The sequence below is a fragment of the Streptomyces sp. NPDC047515 genome, assembly GCF_040643055.1.
Lineage (GTDB): Bacteria > Actinomycetota > Actinomycetes > Streptomycetales > Streptomycetaceae > Streptomyces.
In genome coordinates, this window is sequence record NZ_JBEYTM010000014.1 from 129,833 (window position 1) to 147,730 (window position 17,898).

15 protein-coding genes are annotated in these 17,898 nt (G+C 70.8%); 4 read left to right on the top strand and 11 right to left on the bottom strand.

Annotated features, from left to right (window positions below; genetic code table 11):
• Positions 1-140: 140 nt before the first annotated feature.
• The 7 genes from ABZ826_RS15000 to ABZ826_RS15030 form a co-directional block, all read right to left on the bottom strand.
• Complete coding sequence (locus ABZ826_RS15000) at positions 141-1,475, bottom strand: MFS transporter (protein WP_361447148.1); 1,335 nt, start codon at positions 1,473-1,475, stop codon at positions 141-143.
• Between the two features lie 81 nt (positions 1,476-1,556).
• The gene (locus ABZ826_RS15005) at positions 1,557-2,180 is read right to left on the bottom strand and encodes a TetR/AcrR family transcriptional regulator (protein ID WP_361447150.1); all 624 of its coding nucleotides are present in this window, start codon (positions 2,178-2,180) and stop codon (positions 1,557-1,559) included.
• Positions 2,181-2,183: 3 nt separating this feature from the next.
• On the bottom strand, positions 2,184-3,197 hold the full coding sequence (locus tag ABZ826_RS15010; RefSeq protein ID WP_361447152.1) for an agmatine deiminase family protein: 1,014 nt from the start codon (positions 3,195-3,197) through the stop codon (positions 2,184-2,186).
• Between the two features lie 18 nt (positions 3,198-3,215).
• Positions 3,216-4,904, bottom strand: coding sequence for an urease subunit alpha (locus ABZ826_RS15015; protein WP_361447154.1), 1,689 nt, complete (start codon positions 4,902-4,904; stop codon positions 3,216-3,218).
• Positions 4,901-5,581 carry an urease subunit gamma gene (gene ureA, locus ABZ826_RS15020; protein ID WP_361447156.1) on the bottom strand — a complete coding sequence of 227 codons (681 nt, stop codon included), beginning with the start codon at positions 5,579-5,581 and terminating at the stop codon, positions 4,901-4,903. Before ureA ends, ABZ826_RS15015 begins: the two co-directional genes overlap by 4 nt.
• A 249-nt stretch (positions 5,582-5,830) precedes the next feature.
• Positions 5,831-6,919: a branched-chain amino acid aminotransferase gene (locus ABZ826_RS15025; protein WP_361447158.1), complete on the bottom strand. Its 1,089-nt coding sequence runs from the start codon at positions 6,917-6,919 to the stop codon at positions 5,831-5,833.
• 238 nt (positions 6,920-7,157) lie between these two features.
• Positions 7,158-8,234, bottom strand: a complete 1,077-nt coding sequence (locus ABZ826_RS15030) for a 3-isopropylmalate dehydrogenase (protein WP_361447160.1) — start codon at positions 8,232-8,234, stop codon at positions 7,158-7,160.
• 129 nt (positions 8,235-8,363) lie between these two features.
• On the opposite strand from ABZ826_RS15030, the gene ABZ826_RS15035 reads away from it, so the two are divergent.
• Entirely contained in the window at positions 8,364-9,938 is a 1,575-nt protein-coding gene (locus ABZ826_RS15035; protein WP_361447162.1) for a metallophosphoesterase family protein, read from the top strand.
• A gap of 177 nt (positions 9,939-10,115) precedes the next feature.
• On the opposite strand, the gene ABZ826_RS15040 is transcribed toward ABZ826_RS15035, so the two are convergent.
• Together ABZ826_RS15040 and ABZ826_RS15045 are read right to left on the bottom strand one after the other, a co-directional pair.
• Positions 10,116-10,244, bottom strand: coding sequence for a hypothetical protein (locus ABZ826_RS15040; RefSeq protein ID WP_361447164.1), 129 nt, complete (start codon positions 10,242-10,244; stop codon positions 10,116-10,118).
• A 453-nt stretch (positions 10,245-10,697) separates the two neighbouring features.
• A complete protein-coding gene (locus ABZ826_RS15045; RefSeq protein ID WP_361447166.1) occupies positions 10,698-11,549 on the bottom strand; it encodes a helix-turn-helix transcriptional regulator in 852 nt (283 codons plus the stop codon).
• A gap of 140 nt (positions 11,550-11,689) precedes the next feature.
• Here ABZ826_RS15045 and ABZ826_RS15050 point away from each other — a divergent pair, with 140 nt between their 5' ends.
• The gene (locus tag ABZ826_RS15050; protein ID WP_361447168.1) at positions 11,690-12,553 is read left to right on the top strand and encodes an NAD(P)-dependent oxidoreductase; all 864 of its coding nucleotides are present in this window, start codon (positions 11,690-11,692) and stop codon (positions 12,551-12,553) included.
• A 308-nt stretch (positions 12,554-12,861) separates the two neighbouring features.
• A complete protein-coding gene (locus tag ABZ826_RS15055; RefSeq protein ID WP_361447170.1) occupies positions 12,862-13,572 on the top strand; it encodes a nitroreductase family protein in 711 nt (236 codons plus the stop codon).
• Positions 13,573-13,686: 114 nt separating this feature from the next.
• Here the strand turns inward: ABZ826_RS15055 and pruA are convergent, their stop codons facing one another.
• Together pruA and ABZ826_RS15065 are read right to left on the bottom strand one after the other, a co-directional pair.
• Complete coding sequence (pruA, locus tag ABZ826_RS15060) at positions 13,687-15,318, bottom strand: L-glutamate gamma-semialdehyde dehydrogenase (RefSeq protein WP_361447172.1); 1,632 nt, start codon at positions 15,316-15,318, stop codon at positions 13,687-13,689.
• Between the two features lie 47 nt (positions 15,319-15,365).
• On the bottom strand, positions 15,366-16,331 hold the full coding sequence (locus tag ABZ826_RS15065; RefSeq protein ID WP_361447174.1) for a proline dehydrogenase family protein: 966 nt from the start codon (positions 16,329-16,331) through the stop codon (positions 15,366-15,368).
• A gap of 179 nt (positions 16,332-16,510) precedes the next feature.
• Between ABZ826_RS15065 and ABZ826_RS15070 the strand changes: the two genes are divergently transcribed.
• The gene (locus ABZ826_RS15070) at positions 16,511-17,653 is read left to right on the top strand and encodes a helix-turn-helix domain-containing protein (RefSeq protein WP_361447176.1); all 1,143 of its coding nucleotides are present in this window, start codon (positions 16,511-16,513) and stop codon (positions 17,651-17,653) included.
• Positions 17,654-17,898 lie beyond the last annotated feature (245 nt).

Sequence of the window (17,898 nt, forward strand, 5' to 3'; positions counted from 1 at the left end):
CGGGTCTGGGGCACGGTGGCCGTGCCGTACATGGTGGTACGGACGATCACTGCGGACCGGCGCGCCTGTTGCCAATAATCATGACGAACGAGGGCACGGAGGCAGTCTCGCACAGGGCCGCCTCCGTGCTGTGCCCCGTCTCAGGATGCGGGCGTGACGCTCGTCGCGCCGGACGGCTCCGACCGCCCCCGCGCGGACTCATCGGCGCCGACCCGGCCCAGGTCGATGTCGCGGGTCTCGCGCATGGTCAGGTAGACGACCAGGGAGACCGCGGCGCAGCCCGCCACGTACCAGTAGAAGCCGGACTCGACGCCCGCCTTCTTGAACCAGAGCGCCACGTATTCGGCGGTGCCGCCGAAGAGCGCGTTGGCGATGGCGTACGGGAGGGCGACGCCCAGGGCCCGGACGCCGGTCGGGAAGAGCTCGGCCTTCACACAGGCGTTGATCGAGGTGTACCCGGTGACGACGACCAGGGCGAGCAGCGCCAGGCCGAAGGCGGGCCAGAAGGTGCCGGCGTGCTTGAGCATCGTCATGATCGGCACGGTCAGGAAGGTGGAGCCGAGGGCGAAGGTGATCAGCAGCGGGCGGCGGCCGATCCGGTCGGAGAGCAGACCGGCCAGGGGCTGGACACACATGAAGACGAACAGGGCGCAGAAGCTGACGAGCGAGGCGGTGGACTTCTCCATGCCCGCGCTCCTGGAGAGGAACTTGGTGAGGTACGTCGTGTACGTGTAGTACGCCACGGTCCCGCCCATGGTCAGCGCCATCACCAGGAACGCCTCGCGCTTGTGCTGCCACAGCGCCTTCAGCGTGCCGCGGTCCGCCTGCTCGGCGGCACCGGACTCCGCGTACACCTCGGTCTCCAGCATGGAGCGGCGCAGATAGAAGACGACCGCGGCGCCGAGCGCGCCGACGATGAACGGGATGCGCCAGCCCCAGCTGTGCAGGGCCGCGTCCGACATGTTGCGCTGCAGGACGATCTGGAGGCCGAGGCCGATGAGCTGGCCGGCCGTCATGGACACGTACTGGAAGCTGGAGGCGAAGCCGCGCCGGTGGGGTGCGGACGCCTCGGTCAGATAGGTGGCGCTGGCGGCGTACTCGCCCCCGACGGAGAGGCCCTGGAGCAGCCGGGCCACCAGCAGGACGGCGACCCCGCCGTATCCCGCGACGTCGTACGTCGGCGCGACGGCGATGAGGATCGCGGACGCCGACATGAGGGTGACGGTGAGGGTGAGCGCCGCCTTGCGGCCCCTGCGGTCACCGATGCGGCCGAGCATCCAGCCGCCGACCGGCCGCATGAAGAAGCCGACGGCGAAGATGCCCATGGTGTTCATGAGGTTGGCGGTCTCATTGCCTTCGGGGAAGAACGAATCCGCGAAGTAGACCGCGAAGGTCGCGTACACGAACCAGTCGAACCACTCGACCATGTTGCCCGCCGAGCCGACCCAGATCTTCTTCCACTGCTCTCGTCCCATGGTCCGTCACCGTGCCCGAACAGCCGGGAGCACAACAAGGGCGCAACAGGCAACGATCACGCGTACTTACGTGCGTTTCGTTCACCGCGGCGGACGCGGCTGCGCGACGGTGAGCGAATCGTCGATGAACTCCCTGACCTGTTCGAGGACTTGAGGGCGTCCGGTGCCGGGGATTCCGACGGCGACATGGACGCTGAACCCGTCCAGCAGGGCCCGCAGCCGGGTCGCGAACCGCTCGGCGTCCACGGCCCGGAACTCCCCGCGCGATACGCCCTCCGCCAGCAGCGCCACCAGGTCACGGTGCCAGGCGCCCTCGATCGCGGCCTGCCGGGCACGTGCGTCGTCGTCCGCGCTCCGCGAACGGTTCCAGACCTCCAGCCAGAGCGTCCAGTGCGGATCGCGATGCCCGTCGGGCAGGTACAGATCGATGTACGCCTCCAGCCGTTCGCGGACCGTCACCCGCCCCGACAGCAGGGTGCGTCGCTGTGCGCCGAGCCGTCCCTCGCTCCACTCCAGGGCCTGGAGCAGCAGTTCGTCCTTGGTGCGGAAGTAGTAGAGAAGATGTCCGCTGCTCATGCCGACCTCACGGCCGAGGCCGGCCATCGTGAGACCGTCCAGGCCCCGTTCGGCGATGGTGGCCATGGCGGCGGCCAGCACTTCCTCGCGGGGCGGGGCGGTGTTGCGACGGCGTGGAGCGGGGGGCACGGTTCAGACCTTCGGCTGCTGCTGGGTGATGCAGTGGATGCCTCCACCGCCGGCAAAGATCGTACGGGCGTCGACGAGGGTCACCGTACGGTCGGGGAACAGTTCCCCGAAGACGGCCGCCGCTTCCTTGTCGCGCGGGTCGTCGAAGGCGCAGAGGATCACGCCGTCGTTGCAGAGGTAGTGGTTGATGTAGGAGTAGTCGACCCACTCGCCGTCGGCCTCCAGCACGGTGGGTGCCAGGACCTCCACGACCTCCAGGGAGCGGCCCCTGGCGTCGGTCGCGGCGCGCAGGATGCGGACGGTCTCCCGGGTGATCTCGTGGTCGGGGTGGGCCGGGTCCGGCTGGACATGGGCGACGACCGTGCCGGGTCGGACGAAGGCGGCGACGATGTCGACATGGCCGAGGGTGCCGTACATCCCGTAGTCACCGGCCAGCCCGCGGGGCAGCCAGATGGCCTTCTCGGTGCCGAGCCGGGCGTGGATCTCGGCCTCGACCTGCGCGCGGGTCCACTCGGGGTTGCGTTCCTTGCCGAGCTGGACGGTCTCGGTGAGCAGGACCGTGCCCTCGCCGTCGACGTGGACGGCACCGCCCTCGTTGACGAGCGTGGAGCCGTGCACGGGGACGTCGGCGAGCTCGGCGACGGAACGGGCGATGTGCCGGTCGTGCTCCCAGCGGGCCCAGTCCTGGGCGCCCCAGCCGTTGAACGTCCAGTCGACCGCGGCCAGTTGACGCCCGTCGGTGACGAAGGTGGGGCCGATGTCCCGCATCCAGGCGTCGTCGAGCGGGCGGACGGCCAGCTCGATGTCCGGGCCGAGGAGGGCGCGGGCGCTGTCCCCCTGGCCGGGTCCGACGACCATCGTGACGGGTTCGAAGCGGCGGACCGCGCGGGCGACGGTGGCCCAGGCGCCACGGGCCTCGTCCAGCTCGGCGTCGGTGTCGAAGGTGGGGTTGGGGCCCGGCCAGGCCATCCAGGTGCGTTCGTGCGGGGCCCACTCGGGCGGCATGCGGAAGGTCATGAAGTGTCCTAGGGGGCGTCAGAGGAAGTAGAGGCGGTTGAGGGAGACGGAGTCGACGGGCTCGGAGCGCAACGGGTCGCCGTCCAGGGTGACCAGACCGCTGTGGGCGTCCACGGCGACCTCTCCGGTACGGGAGTTGTGGACGAGGTCGCCGGGGCCGATGCCCCGGGTGCCGCGCACCCCGACGCGGCGCCGGCGCGTGGGCATCAGGTCGGCGCCGAGCTGGGTCGCGGCCTGCGAGACGAAGGCCACCGAGAGATCGGCCGCGGTGGCTCCGTACGCGCCGAACTGCGGCCCGAGGATCAGGGGTTCGCAGGTGTCGGTGGCGGCGTTCGGGTCGCCCGTGACTCCGTACGCCGGGAAGCCGGACTTCAGCACGAGCTGTGGTTTCGCACCGAAGAACTCCGGCCGCCACAGCACGATGTCGGCGAGCTTCCCGGTCTCGATGGAGCCGATCTCGTGCGAGAGGCCGTGGGCGATGGCGGGGTTGATGGTGAGCTTCGCGATGTAGCGCAGCACCCTGGCGTTGTCGTCCGCGGGGCCGTCGCCGTCCATAGGGCCGAGCTCGGCCTTCATCTTCCCGGCCATCGCGAAGGTGCGGCGCACCGTCTCGCCGGCCCGTCCCATGCCCTGCGCGTCGGAGGAGGTGATGCCGATGGCACCCAGGTCGTGCAGGACGTCCTCGGCACCCATCGTCCCGGCGCGGATGCGGTCGCGGGCCATGGCCGCGTCGCCCGGCAGGTCCGTCTTGAGGTCGTGTACGGAGACGATCATCCCGTAGTGCTCGGCAACGGCGTCCCGGCCGAAGGGCAGTGTCGGATTGGTGGACGAGCCGATGACGTTCTCGACGCCCGCCATCTTCAGGACATTGGGGACGTGACCGCCGCCGCAGCCCTCGATGTGGAAGGCATGGATGGTGCGGCCCTCCAGGACCCGCAGGGTGTCCTCGACCGACAGGCACTCGTTCAGCCCGTCGCTGTGCAGGGCGACCTGGACGTCGTGCTCCTCGGCGACCCGCAGCGCGGTGTCCAGGGCGCGGGTGTGGGCGCCCATGTCCTCGTGGACCTTGAAGCCGCAGGCCCCGCCCTCCGCGAGCGCCTCGACCAATGGGGCCTGGTGGGAGGACGAACCGCGGCCCAGGAAGCCGATGTTGACCGGCCAGGCGTCGAAGGCGTTGAAGGCGTGGCGCAGGGCCCACGGCGAGTTGACGCCGACACCCCAGACCGGGCCGAACTCCTGGCCGATGATCGTGGTGACGCCGGAGGCGAGCGAGGCCTCCATGATCCGTGGCGAGAGCAGATGGACGTGGGTGTCGACGGCGCCCGCCGTCGCGATCATTCCCTCACCGGAGACGATGGTCGTCCCCGTGCCGACGACGACGTCGACACCGTCCAGCGTGTCGGGATTGCCGGCCCGTCCGATCGCCGCGATCCGGCCCTCGCGGATACCGATCGACACCTTGCGGATGCCCTGCACGGCGTCGATGACCAGCACATTGCTGATGACCACATCGCAGGTGTCCCGGACGGCCGCGGCCTTGAGGTGCAGCCCGTCGCGGGCGGTCTTGCCGAACCCGGCGAGGAACTCCTCGCCGTACCGCTGCGCGTCCGACTCGACGCGGACGGTCAGCCCGGAGTCACCGAGCCTGACCCGGTCCCCGGCGCGCGGGCCGTGCACGGAGGCGTATTCGTGACGATCGATGCTCATCGCTCGGCTCCCAGATATCCACAGGCCGCGGCGCGCCGCAGGGCCTCTTCGCGTGCTCCGGGCGCGTCGAGCGGCCCATCCACCAGACCGGCGAACCCGATGGCGATCCGGTCACCGCCGATGGGCACGAGACCGACCTCGACCGACTCCCCCGGCCCGAAGCGGACGGAGGACCCGGCAGGGACGTGGAGCCGCATCCCGTAGGCGGCGGACCGGTCGAAGTCGAGCCGCGGGTTGGCCTCGAAGAAGTGGAAGTGCGACGTGACGGAAACCGGCACGGTCGCCGTGTTGCGGACGGTCAGCCGCGCCGCGGGCTCCGGCTCGGGCGTGGCGGGGCCGGGGACGACGGCGCCGGGCGCGTCGTCGCCGAGCCCGTCGCCCAGGGGCCGGGAGACCACGGCGAGCCGCGAGCCGTCGTCGAAGACGGCCTCCACATGGACCTCGGTGACGACATCCGCCACCCCGGGCAGCACATCGTCGGGCCCGAGCACGGACCGCGCGGCCTCGATGGCCTCGGCGAGCCTGCGCCCGTCGCGGGCGGCCTCGCAGACCGTGTCCGCGATCAGCGCGGTCGCCTCGGGGACATTCAGCCTCAGCCCCCGCGCGCGGCGGGCCCGAGCCAGTTCGGCGGCGCCGAAGAGCAGCAGCCGGTCACGTTCCGTCGGGGTCAGCCGCACGCCCGAACACCTCCTGTTTAGAGCAGCACTCTAACTGCGGCGCAGGGGTGGACGAAAGCTCGACTGCATCACTTTTGAGTAGCGCTCCAACGATGCGTCCGCTCCGGGCACACGACGAAGGCCGCGCCCGGCAGGAAACCGGGCGCGGCCTTCGCGCGGACGACGGACGGGGTCGGCTGCCCGCCAGGGATGTGGAGGAGCTCACACCATGGGAGCCCGGCTCGGCCCTAGAGCCTGTCGTGCGGCCTCCTAGCCGAGCGGGTGCATCCAGCCGTGGGTGTCCTCGGCGATGCCGCGCTGGATGTCGAGCAGGCGCTCGCGCAGCTTCAGCGTGACCTCGCCGGGCGCGCCGTCGCTCTGGGCCCACTCGCCGCCCGCGGACTTGACGATGCCGACGGGCGTGATGACGGCGGCGGTGCCGCAGGCGAAGACCTCGGTGAGGGTGCCGTGCTCGGTGTCGGCCCGCCACTGGTCGATCGAGACCCGGCCCTCCTCGGACTCGTAGCCGAGGTCGCGGGCGACCTTGAGCAGCGAGTCACGGGTGACACCGGCGAGCAGCGAGCCGGTCAGGGCCGGGGTGATGATCTTGTTCCCGTACACGAAGTACAGGTTCATCCCGCCGAGCTCCTCGACCCACTTGTGCTCGACCGCGTCGAGGTACGCGACCTGGTCACAGCCCTTCGCGGTGGCCTCGGCCTGGGCGAGCAGGGACGCGGCGTAGTTGCCGCCGGTCTTGGCGTCGCCCATGCCGCCGGGGACGGCCCGCACCCGGTCCTCCGAGAGCCAGATCGAGACCGGCTTGACGCCACCGGGGAAGTACGCGCCCGCGGGCGAGGCGATCACCAGGAACAGGTACTCGTTGGCGGGCTTCACGCCGAGACCGACCTCGGTCGCGATCATGAACGGGCGCAGGTAGAGCGACTCCTCGCCGCCGTGCGCCGGAACCCATGCCTTGTCCTGCTGGACGAGCGCGTCACAGGCCGCGATGAACGTCTCGGCAGGCAGTTCCGGCATGGCGAGCCGGTGCGCGGACGCCTGGAAGCGCTTGGCGTTGGCCTCAGGGCGGAACGTGGCGACCGAGCCGTCGGGCTGGCGGTAGGCCTTCAGGCCCTCGAAGATCTCCTGCGCGTAGTGCAGGGTCATGTTGGCGGGGTCGATCGACAGCGGTGCGTACGGGACGAGCTGGGCGTCGTGCCAGCCGCGGCCTTCGGTCCACTTGATCGTCACCATGTGATCGGTGAAGTAGCGGCCGAATCCGGGCTTGACCAAAATCGCCTCGCGCTCCGCGTCGGACAGCGGATTCGAGGAGGGCTTGAGCTCGATCGTGGGCGTCGTCATGAGTGCGTGTCCTTCACCGGTTGTGTGTGTTGGACCGCGCTCGCGCCGCTCCTGCCGGGCAGGTGCTAGGACGTCCGAGCTTCAGTGCGAGCCACGGCCCCGTTCGATTATCGCTCCGGGGTGGCTGTGCACGAAATGACGCGAATGCGGTCCGTGGTCGATGGTTGCACCCGGGGCCGCACAGGAGAAGCCGCCGGGTGCGGTTGCGACCCGGCGGCTTCGAAACGGAGTCGTCGGGTCAGCTCGCTACGCGTACCGCGAGCGCGTCGCCGATCTGATCGGTCGTACGGGTCGTCGCCCCTCCCCCAGAGCCTGAAGGGCCTGGGAGGTGCCCCCCTCGCCCCGCGAGGTCGGCGGAGACGGCGTCCTCGATGCGCACGGCCTCGGCCTCGTAGCCGAGGTGACGCAGCAGGAGGGCGACGGAGAGAACCGTGGCGGTCGGGTCGGCCTTGCCCTGGCCCGCGATGTCGGGGGCAGAGCCGTGGACCGGCTCGAACATCGACGGGAAGGTGCCCGTCGGGTTGATGTTGCCGGACGCGGCCAGGCCGATGCCACCGGTCACGGCAGCGGCGAGGTCGGTGAGGATGTCACCGAAGAGGTTGTCGGTGACGATGACGTCGAAGCGCTCCGGCTGGGTGACGAAGAAGATCGTCGCGGCGTCGACGTGCAGATAGTCGGTGGTGACCTCGGGGTACTCGGTCGCGACCCGGTCGAAGATGTTCTTCCACATGTGGCCCGCGTACACCAGGACGTTGTTCTTGTGAACCAGCGTCAACTTCTTGCGCGGGCGGGAGTTCGCCCGCTCGAAGGCGTCACGGACGACGCGCTCGACACCGTACGCGGTGTTCACGCTGACCTCGGTGGCGACCTCGGCCGGCGTACCGGTGCGCAGCGAACCGCCGTTGCCGGTGTACGGGCCCTCGGTGCCCTCGCGGACGACGACGAAGTCGATGTCCGGACGGCCGGCCAGCGGGGTCGCGGTGTTCGGGAACAGCTTCGACGGCCGCAGGTTGATGAAGTGGTCGAAGGCGAACCGCAGCTTCAGCAGGAGCCCGCGCTCCAGGACACCGGACGGCACGGAGGGGTCACCGATCGCGCCGAGCAGGATGGCGTCGTGGCCCTTCAGGGCTGCCAGCTCCGCGTCCGGAAGGGTTTCGCCGGTACGGTGCCAGCGCTGGGCGCCGAGGTCGTACTCCTTGGTCTCCAGCTTCACATCCTGCGGGAGAACAGCGTTGAGGACCTTGAGGCCCTGGGCCACGACCTCCTGGCCGATACCGTCACCGGGGATCACTGCGAGATTGATGCTGCGAGACATGTCCGCACCTTACTGCGCGTCCCACCCCATGACACGTCATGTCCACCATACGGACACGCGGGGAGCTGTACGTGTACCGTTCATCCACTCGACGGGACGGCGTCAGGCGGCGGGTGGATGTTCGGCTCCATGGACATCCCCCGTTTCGGAATTCCCGAGAAGCTCACCGACCGTATGAGCATGGCCGAGCAGCACGAATATCTGCGCACCCGGCTGACCCGGCGTGGCGCGCTCCGCACGGGCGTGGCGACCGCGGCCGTCGCCGGTGCCGGTCTCGGCACCTCTTTCGCCGCCTCGCCCGCCTACGCCGCTCCGACCGTCCTCACCTCGCGTCACACCTCCACCCAGGTGGACGGTTCGCTGGTGGCGCCGTTCGGCCGGCACCTGGCGTACGGGGCCGACCCGAAGACGCAGATGGCGGTCTCCTGGCAGGTCCCGTTCGCCGTGCAGCGGCCGTACATCCGCATCGGCCTCAAGCCGTGGGCGCTGAGCCGCCGGATCGACGCGGAAGTGCGCCACCTCACCACGCCCGAGCTGAACGGGGGGAAGATCGCGGCGGCCGAGCAGTTCTACCTGCACGCGAGCCTGCAGCGGCTGCAGCCCGGCACGACGTACTACTACGGCGTCGGCCACGACGGATTCGACCCCGCCGACACCCGCAATCTGGGCACGCTCGGCACCTTCACCACCGCGCCCTCGCGCGCCGAGGCCTTCACCTTCACCGCCTTCGGCGACCAAGGCGTCAGCTACCACGCGCTGGGCAACGACCAGTTGATCCTGGGCCAGAACCCGGCGTTCCACCTGCACGCGGGGGACATCTGCTACGCCGACCCGTCCGGCTCCGGGCAGAGCACCGACACCTACGACGCCCGCACCTGGGACCAGTTCCTGGCGCAGACGGAGACCGTGTCGAAGACCGTGCCGTGGATGGTGACCACCGGCAACCACGACATGGAGGCGTGGTACTCGCCGGACGGCTACGGCGGCCAGAACGCCCGCTGGACGCTGCCCGACAACGGCCCGGACCCGGTGAACCAGCCCGGTGCGTACTCGTTCGTGCACGGCAACGTGGGAGTCGTCGCCCTCGACGCCAACGACGTCTCGTACGAGATCCCGGCCAACTTCGGCATCAGCGACGGCCGGCAGACGCGCTGGCTGGACCGGCGCCTCGGTGAGCTGCGGGCCCGTCACGACATCGACTTCGTCGTGGTCTTCTTCCACCACTGCGCCTTCTCGACGACCAACGCGCACGCCTCGGACGGCGGGGTGCGCGACGCCTGGGTGCCGCTCTTCGAGAAGCACCAGGTGGACCTGGTCGTCAACGGCCACAACCACGTCTACGAGCGCACGGACGCGATCCTGAAGAACGCGGTGCAGCGCAAGGTGCCCATCGGCGAGCGCACCGACCCGACGCGGGACGGCATCGTGTACGTCACGGCGGGCGGCGCGGGCAAGGCACTGTACAACTTCCCGGCGCCGGACAGCTACGAGGGGCACGTGAAGGACCAGGACAGCGTGGCCACGTACCACGTGGTCAAGGGCGGCGGGAAGGCGACCGAGACCGTGGAGTGGTCGCGGGTGCGCTACACCGGCTTCTCGTTCCTGGCGGTGGAGGTGGAGCCCGGTCGGCACGCCCGGATGAAGGTCACCGCGCTCGCCGAGTCGGGCGAACGGGTCGACCACTTCGAGATCAGCCGCGGCTGAGCGCCCCCGGATGTCCGGGGAGGCTTGTTCCCCGGGCCGGTCCCGCCGACCTGCTCGGCGGCCGATCCGGGCGAGCCGCCGGTCTCTCGGCGACTCGTACCGGCGGCTCGTACCGGCGGCCCGTACCGGCGGCTCGTACGGACGGCTCCTACGGACGGCTCGTACCGGCGGCCCGTCTCAGTGGCCCGTGGAGCCGCCGTTGTCCCGGCGGTCGAGGGCGCGCTGCAGGGCGGCGGCGGCGTTCTGGCGCTCCGACTGGGTCGGGCGGTGGGTGTGACGGACGCGGCGGACAGTCGTTTCGGCCATGATGGATCGACTCCTTGAGATCGCGAGGATTTCGAGATCGAAAAACCGTGAACGTGATTTCGAGATCGGGATTTCGAGGCGCCGGAAGGGGCGGGAAGCGGGCGCCGCAGGGGTTGCCTGCACGGGGCGCGCGCTCACGACCGCCAGTCGCTGGATCTAGCGAGACGTTCGGCTCCTACAAAGCTAAGGCAGCTCGGCCGGTCTGTCTCCACAATTACTCGGACTTCCTACTATCTGAGACGGGGGTTTACGGCCGTCCGCCCGCAGATCCTGGATCAGGACCCGGACGACGAGCGATCGTGCCTGCTCAGAGGTGGTGACATGGCCGATCGAGCGCGTCGGACGCCCCGGCCCGGGAGCGGTGGTCCCGACCGGGTCCGGCGCTCCTTCGAGTGATGGCTCCGGCAGGATCGCACGCCGATCCGGCCTGACCCGGACGAAGGACCCCAGCACTCATTTCACGCGCTGTCCGAACTCCTGCACCCCCACCACGCGCAGCAGTTTCAGCCCCTCGTGGGCCTCGCTGCCCGGCCGCGCCGTATGGATGACCAGGCTCTGCCCGCAGGCCGCGCTGAGCAGTACCTCACACTCCAGGTCCAGGAGCCCGACGACCGGATGCAGGAACCGCTTGCGCTCCGCGCGCCGCAGCGCCACCCGATGCTCCGTCCACAGCGCCTCGAACTCCACGCTCCCCTCGCGCAGTTCCCTGACCAGGGCGCCCAGCTGGGCGTCGTCGGGGCGGGCCGCGGACACCGCGCGGAGCTGGGCCACATGGATGCGGGAGTGCGTCTCGTGGTCCTCGGGCGGGAAGAGCGTCCGCGTGGACGGGTCGGTGAACCAGGACCGGACGACGTTGTGCCCCGGCCGTGTCTCACCGACCAGCGCGACGGCCATGGCGTTCTGCGCCAGCACCTCGCCCCGGTCGCTGAAGATCTGGGCGGGCGCGTCATGCAGCCGGTCGAGGACCATCAGCAGACCGGGCCGCACATGCTGCGTGGGGCCGAGCCGGTCGCGCGGCGGTTCCTCCCCCGCCAGATGGAAGAGATGGTCGCGCTCGTCCTCGCCCAGCCGCAGCGCCCGCGCCAGCGCGGACAGCATCTGACGCGAGGGGCGCGAACCGCGGCTCTGCTCCAGGCGCGTGTAGTGGTCCACGGACGCGCCGGTGAGCTGGGCGACCTCTTCCCGCCGCAACCCCGGCGTACGCCTCCGGGAGCCTGCGGTCAGACCGACGTCGGCCGGTTCGAGGCGGGCGCGGCAGCGGCGCAGGAAGTCGGCGAGTTCGGTTCTGTCGAGGTCCGCGCGCACATCATCGTCGAGGGCCCGATCCGTATCCAGGGAGAGCCGGTCCCTGGATCACCGCGTCTCTCCCGCCGCTTCCCGGCCCGTCGCAGAGTGACCACGACAGGCCGCCGGCACACGGCGGTGACGGACGGAAGGAACCGATGATGCTGACTCTGGTGACGGGCGTGACGGGCGAGGTCGGACGGCGCTTCGCCCCCCGGCTGCTGAAGCGGACCGCGCCCGGCGACACGGTCCGGGTGATCGTGCGGGACGCGAAGCGGGGTGAGCGGTACGCGGCGCTGGGGGCGGAGGTCGTCGTGGGCGATCTGCGGGACCCCAAGGACGTGGCGAAGGCGGTGGCCGGGACGGACGCGGTGGCGAACATCGCGGCGGCGTTCCGCGAGGTGCCGGACGACGAGATGTGGGCGGTCAACCGTGACGCGGCCCTGCTGCTCGCACGGGCGGCGGTGGAGGCGGGCACGGGCCGGTTCGTCCAGGTCAGCACCAACCTCGCGTACGGGACGGGACGCAGCAGGCCGCTCACGGAGGACGACGCGACGGTGCCCGGCGGCCCCATGTGGGGTGCGTACGCGCAGTCCAAGGCGGCCGCCGAGGAGGGCCTTCTCGCCCTGCACCGCGAGCACGGGCTCGATGTCCGGATCGCCGTCCTGCCCTTCGTGTACGGGGAGGGCGACCCGCACCTCGCGCAGTCGATGCAGTGGGTGGGCGGCTGGGCCGCGACACAGCGTCTGGCGATGGTGCATCACGCGGACATCGCACAGGCCCTGTTGCGACTGCTGTTCGCTCCCGGCCTGGCGGGCCGGCGCTACAACATCTCGGACGACGCCCCGGTCACGGCGGTGGATCTGCACCAGCTCGACGGGGCGCCGGTGCCGGCCGAACTGGCGGACCGGGTCGACCCCGACCCCTGGTACGGACTGATGTCGACCGGCCGGGCCCGCGACGAGCTGGGCTACCGGCCGCTGTACCCGTCGGTGTGGACGGCCCGGGACGCGGGCGCGCTGTAGAGGGCCGTTCGTCGAGAGAGGCCGGAGGCAGCCGGCAGGTGTGCGTGGTGCGCAGGTTCGGGTCGGTCGGCTCGCTCATGCGCTCCGGTCGCTCCCGGACACCGCGGCCGCCGGGGCCGGCCCGCGTCACCGTCACGCGCCGAGGAGTCGTGCGCCGCACGGGAGCCGGTCCCGGGAACGGCCTCCGTGCACCGGGTCCAGGTACGGGCCCAGGATCTGCCCGCTCTCCGGACACCGACCGGCCGGCCGCGCCGTTTCTGTCCGACGACCCCCTGGTCCGGACCTGCCGTCGCCGCCACACTGCCGACATGTCTGACACCACAGCCCTGTCCCCGCGGTGGACTCCCACCCATGGAGAGCCGTACCGGCCGGTCCCCTACCGTCCCGAGCGGGCCCCGGCCGACGAGTCCCTGTCCCGTTCCGCCGAGTTGCGACGGCGGATGGACGAGCGCAGAACCGTACGCCGGTTCTCCGCGGATCCCGTGCCGGAGCAGGTGGTGAAGGACGCGATCGCCTGCGCCGCGACCGCCCCGTCCGGCGCCCATCAGCAGCCGTGGACGTTCGTCCTGGTCAAGGATCCGGAGGTACGGCGGCGCATCCGGGAGGCGGCCGAGCACGAGGAGCGGATCAGTTACGACGGCAGGCTCGGCGAGGAGTGGCTGGCGGCGCTGCGCCCGCTGGGCACGGATTCCGTCAAGGCCCATATGACGGATGCCCCGGCCCTCGTCGTGGTGTTCCAGCAGCGGTACTGGATGGGCGAGGACGGCACCCGGCGCAAGCACTACTACGTCGACGAGTCCGTCGGGATCGCGGTCGGGATGCTGCTCTCGGCCCTGCACCTGTCGGGCATGGCCGCGCTGATCCATACGCCGAGCCCGATGCGGTTCCTGCGCGAGGTGCTGAACCGCCCGGAGAACGAGAAGGCGTTCGCGGTGATCCCGGTCGGGTATCCGGCCGACGACTGCGAGGTGCCGGGCCTGGTGCGCAAGTCCCTGGACCAGGTGCTCGTGGAGATCTGAACCCGCCGGTCCGCAGCGCGGGTCCCTATGGAAACCGCCTCCCGACCGGCAGGGGAACCGGGCGGGAGGCGGGACTCGTGGCGGGGCGCCGGGGGCGCGGCGCCCCGGAGGGGGTCAGCCCTGGTGGGGGTAGGTGTAGTCGGTCGGCGGAACCAGCGTCTCCTTGATGGCCCGGGTCAGGGTCCAGCGCTGCAGGTTCTGCGGGGCACCGGCCTTGTCGTTGGTCCCCGAGGCACGGCCGCCGCCGAAGGGCTGCTGGCCGACGACGGCGCCGGTCGACTTGTCGTTGATGTAGAAGTTGCCCGCGGCGTACCGCAGCTTCTCCATGGTGTGCGCGGCCGCGGCGCGGTCGTTCGCGATCACGGAACCGGTCAGCGCGTAGTCGGAGACCGACTCCATCTGCTCCAGCATCTCGTCGTACTTGTCGTCCTCGTAGACGTGCACGGCGAGGATCGGGCCGAAGTACTCCGTCGTGAAGACCTCGTTCGAAGCGTCGGTGCACTCGATGACGGTCGGACGGACGAAGTAGCCCACCGAGTCGTCGTACGTGCCGCCCGCGATGATCGTGCAGGACGGGTCCGACTTGGCGCGGTCGATCGCGGCCTTGTTCTTGGCGAACGAGCGCTCGTCGATGACGGCGCCGATGAAGTTCGACAGGTCGGTGACGTCACCCATGGTGATGGAGTCGACCTCGGCGGCGAACTTCTCCTTGAAACCGGAGTTCCAGATGGAGGCCGGGACGTACGCACGGGACGAAGCCGAGCACTTCTGGCCCTGGAACTCGAAGGAGCCACGGGTCAGCGCGGTCTTCAGGACGGCGTGGTCGGCCGACGGGTGGGCGACGACGAAGTCCTTGCCGCCGGTCTCGCCGACGAGCCGCGGGTAGGTGCGGTAGTTGGCGATGTTGTTGCCGACCGTCTTCCACAGGTGCTGGAAGGTGGGGGTCGAGCCGGTGAAGTGGATACCGGCCAGGTCGCGGTGGTTCAGGGCCACCTCGGAGACGGCGATGCCGTCGCCCGTCACCAGGTTGATGACGCCCTTGGGCAGGCCAGCCTCTTCCAGGAGCTGCATCAGCAGCACGGCGGCGTGGGTCTGCGTCGGGGACGGCTTCCACACCACGACGTTGCCCATGAGGGCGGGGGCGGTGGGCAGGTTGCCCGCGATGGCCGTGAAGTTGAACGGCGTGATCGCGTAGACGAAGCCCTCCAGCGGGCGGTGGTCCATGCGGTTCCACACGCCCGGCGAGTTGGCCGGGGGCTGCTCGGCGAGGATCTGGCGCGCGTAGTGCACATTGAAACGCCAGAAGTCGACGAGCTCGCAGGGGGTGTCGATCTCGGCCTGCTGGGCGGTCTTCGACTGGCCGAGCATCGTGGACGCGGCCAGCGTCTCGCGCCAGGGGCCGGACAGCAGCTCGGCGGCGCGCAGGATGATCGCGGCGCGGTCGTCGAAGGACATCGCGCGCCAGGCCGGGGCGGCGGCCAGCGCGGCGTCGATCGCGTCCTGGGCGTCCTGCTGCGTGGCGCCGGCGAACGTACCGATGACGGCCTTGTGGTTGTGCGGCTGTACGACGTCGAAGCGCTCGCCGCCGCCCATCCTCTTCTCGCCGCCGATGGTCATCGGAAGGTCGATCGGGTTCTGGCTGAGCTCCTTGAGCTTCGCCTCCAGGCGGGCGCGCTCCGGGGAGCCCGGGGCGTAGGAGTGGACCGGCTCGTTGACCGGCGCGGGGACCTGGGTCACAGCGTCCATGAGTGCCTTGTCTCCTTGTGTCAGGGGGTGGGGGTCAGCCGGGCAGGTCAGCCCTTGGTGAGGATGGAGCGGCCGAAGAACAGCAGGTTCGCCGGCTTCTCCGCGAGTCGGCGCATGAAGTAGCCGTACCAGTCGGTGCCGTACGCCGTGTAGACGCGCATCCGGTGGCCCTCGGCCGCGAGCCGGACGTGCTCGTCGCTGCGGATGCCGTAGAGCATCTGGAACTCGTACTCGTCCAGCTTGCGCCCCGCCTTGCGGGCCAGCTCCTGGGTGATGGCGATCAGACGCGGGTCGTGCGACCCGATCATCGGGTAGCCCTCGCCCTCCATCAGGGTCTTCAGGATGCGGACGTACGCCTTGTCGATCTCGGCCTTGTCCTGGTACGCGACGGAGGCGGGCTCCTTGTAGGCGCCCTTCACGATGCGGACGCGGCTGCCGGCGTCGGCCAGGCGGCGGGCGTCCGCCTCGGTGCGGAACAGGTAGGCCTGGATCACGCAGCCGGTCTGCGGGAAGTCCTTCCGCAGCTCCTCGTGGATGGCGAACATCGAGTCGAGGGTGGTGTGGTCCTCGGCGTCCAGCGTGACCGTGGTGCCGATCGCGGCGGCGGCCTCGACGACCGGGCGGACGTTGGCGAGCGCCAGCTCGTGTCCCGCCCGCCACCCGCCACCGCCCTTGGCCGAGAGCCCTTCGATGTCCAGCGACTGGCCGAACATCGAGAGCTTGACGGACATCTCGGCCCTGGTGCCCAGGCCCAGGTCCTTGAGGCGGTCGACCAGTTCGAGGTAGGCGTCGCGGGCGGCGGCGGCCTGCTCGGGGGTGGTGATGTCCTCGCCGACCACGTCGAGGGTGACTTCGAGACCCTTGTCGGCGGCGTCCTCGATGACCCGGACGACCTGGTCGACGGTCTCACCGGCGATGAACCGGTCGACGACCTGCTTGGTGCCAGGTGCGGCCGAGATGAAACGACGCATCTTGTCGCTGCGGGACGCGGCGAGAATCACGGGACCCAGCACGGGGCACCTCCACGGAAAGGACGAACGAAGGCCGTACCGGCAGAGGGGGAACAAAGCGGTACAGCACGGAGAACCACCGTGAAATCTAAGGATCCCTCCGATCGTGTGCCATCGACAGCTGTCACGCATCCGTTCCCGGGTTCTCAGACATATGTCTGAAGGGGTGCGAGAATGATCGGGTGAAGGGCGATTACCAGGAGCTGGTCGACGAGATCTCCGCGCTGCTCGGCGCCCCCGCGACGCTGGAGAACCGGGATTTCGGCCTGGTCGCCTTCGGCGCGCACGACAGCGACGACGACACGGCGATGGACCCGGTCCGCACCCGCTCGATCCTGACCCGGCGCTCCACGCCCGCGGTCCGCGCCTGGTTCGAGGGCTTCGGCATCGCCCGCGCCACCGGTCCGGTCCGCATTCCGGCCGCACCGGAGGCCGGGGTGTTCCGGAACCGGATCTGTCTGCCGGTGCGCCATCGAGGTGTCGTGCTCGGTTACGTATGGCTGCTCGACGCCGACCCCGGACCGACCGACGAGCAGCTGACGGCGGCGATGGAGGTGGCGGCCCGGATCGGGGGGCTGCTCTCCGACGAGGCGCGGGCGGGCACGGATCTGTCCCGGGAGTTCGGTGCGGTCCTCACCACCGGGCGGGGCTGGCAGCACGACATGGCGGTGGCCGCGCTGCAGGAGGCGCTGGGCCGGGACGCGGAGGGGCTGCACACGGTGGTGTGCGTGACCCCGTGGCCGGACGAACCGCCGTCGGTCCGAACGGTGTCGGCGGCGTCCGCCCTGTCCTCGGTCCCCGTCCCGGGGGCGGCCGGGGCCCCCTCGCTGGCCGCGCTGATCCGACTGCGCTCCACCGATGTCCTCGACCCGGCGCTCAGCGCCGCGGACCGGCTGCGGGCCGGCGCGGGCCGGGGCGCCACGGCCGGAGTGGCGGTGCCCCGGCGCGGGCTGGCGGACCTGGCCGGGGCCTGGCACGAGGCGTCGGCCGCGGCCCGCGCGGCGGCGGCCGAGGCCCGCTTCGGCCCGGTCGCCGAGTGGTCGGCGATCGGCCCGTACCGGCTGCTGACCGCCCTGCCCGCGCAGGCGCACGCCGACCCCGCGGTCCGCGCCCTGCTCACCCCGTCGCACAGGGATCTGGCCCGCACCGCCGAGGTGTTCCTCGACTGTGCGGGCCAGGCGTCCCGGACGGCCGCCGCGCTCGGCATCCACCGCCAGACGCTCTACTACCGCCTGTCCCGGGTCCAGCAGCTCACCGGCCTCGATCTGAACGACGGCGAGGACCGGCTGCTGCTGCACATGACGCTCAAGGGCGCGCGGCTCTGACCCGGCGCGCCTCCCCCGAAGCCGCGTACACACTCTGGGCGCGTCGACGCGCACGGTCCAGCGCGGGATCAAGCGGCTGATGGTACGGGCGGGGGCCGCGACCCACTTTCAACTGGGCTGGTACGCGCGGGACATGGGCTGGACCACCGCACCGGACCGCGTGCGCCGACCCGGTGCCCGCGCATCCCCGTGCCCGCCCGGCGTGGAACGCAGCCGGGCCGCCGCCGACCCGGCACCGGTGCCTC

Bases quoted from the DNA above. Each gene is read 5' to 3' on its own strand.
- ABZ826_RS15000 (WP_361447148.1), bottom strand. From the start codon at position 1,475: ATGGGACGAGAGCAGTGGAAGAAGATCTGGGTCGGCTCGGCGGGCAAC.
- ABZ826_RS15010 (WP_361447152.1), bottom strand. From the start codon at position 3,197: ATGACCTTCCGCATGCCGCCCGAGTGGGCCCCGCACGAACGCACCTGG.
- ABZ826_RS15015 (WP_361447154.1), bottom strand. From the start codon at position 4,904: ATGAGCATCGATCGTCACGAATACGCCTCCGTGCACGGCCCGCGCGCC.
- ABZ826_RS15025 (WP_361447158.1), bottom strand. From the start codon at position 6,919: ATGACGACGCCCACGATCGAGCTCAAGCCCTCCTCGAATCCGCTGTCC.
- ABZ826_RS15030 (WP_361447160.1), bottom strand. From the start codon at position 8,234: ATGTCTCGCAGCATCAATCTCGCAGTGATCCCCGGTGACGGTATCGGC.
- ABZ826_RS15035 (WP_361447162.1), top strand. From the start codon at position 8,364: ATGGACATCCCCCGTTTCGGAATTCCCGAGAAGCTCACCGACCGTATG.
- ABZ826_RS15040 (WP_361447164.1), bottom strand. From the start codon at position 10,244: ATGGCCGAAACGACTGTCCGCCGCGTCCGTCACACCCACCGCCCGACC.
- ABZ826_RS15050 (WP_361447168.1), top strand. From the start codon at position 11,690: ATGCTGACTCTGGTGACGGGCGTGACGGGCGAGGTCGGACGGCGCTTC.
- ABZ826_RS15055 (WP_361447170.1), top strand. From the start codon at position 12,862: ATGTCTGACACCACAGCCCTGTCCCCGCGGTGGACTCCCACCCATGGA.
- pruA (WP_361447172.1), bottom strand. From the start codon at position 15,318: ATGGACGCTGTGACCCAGGTCCCCGCGCCGGTCAACGAGCCGGTCCAC.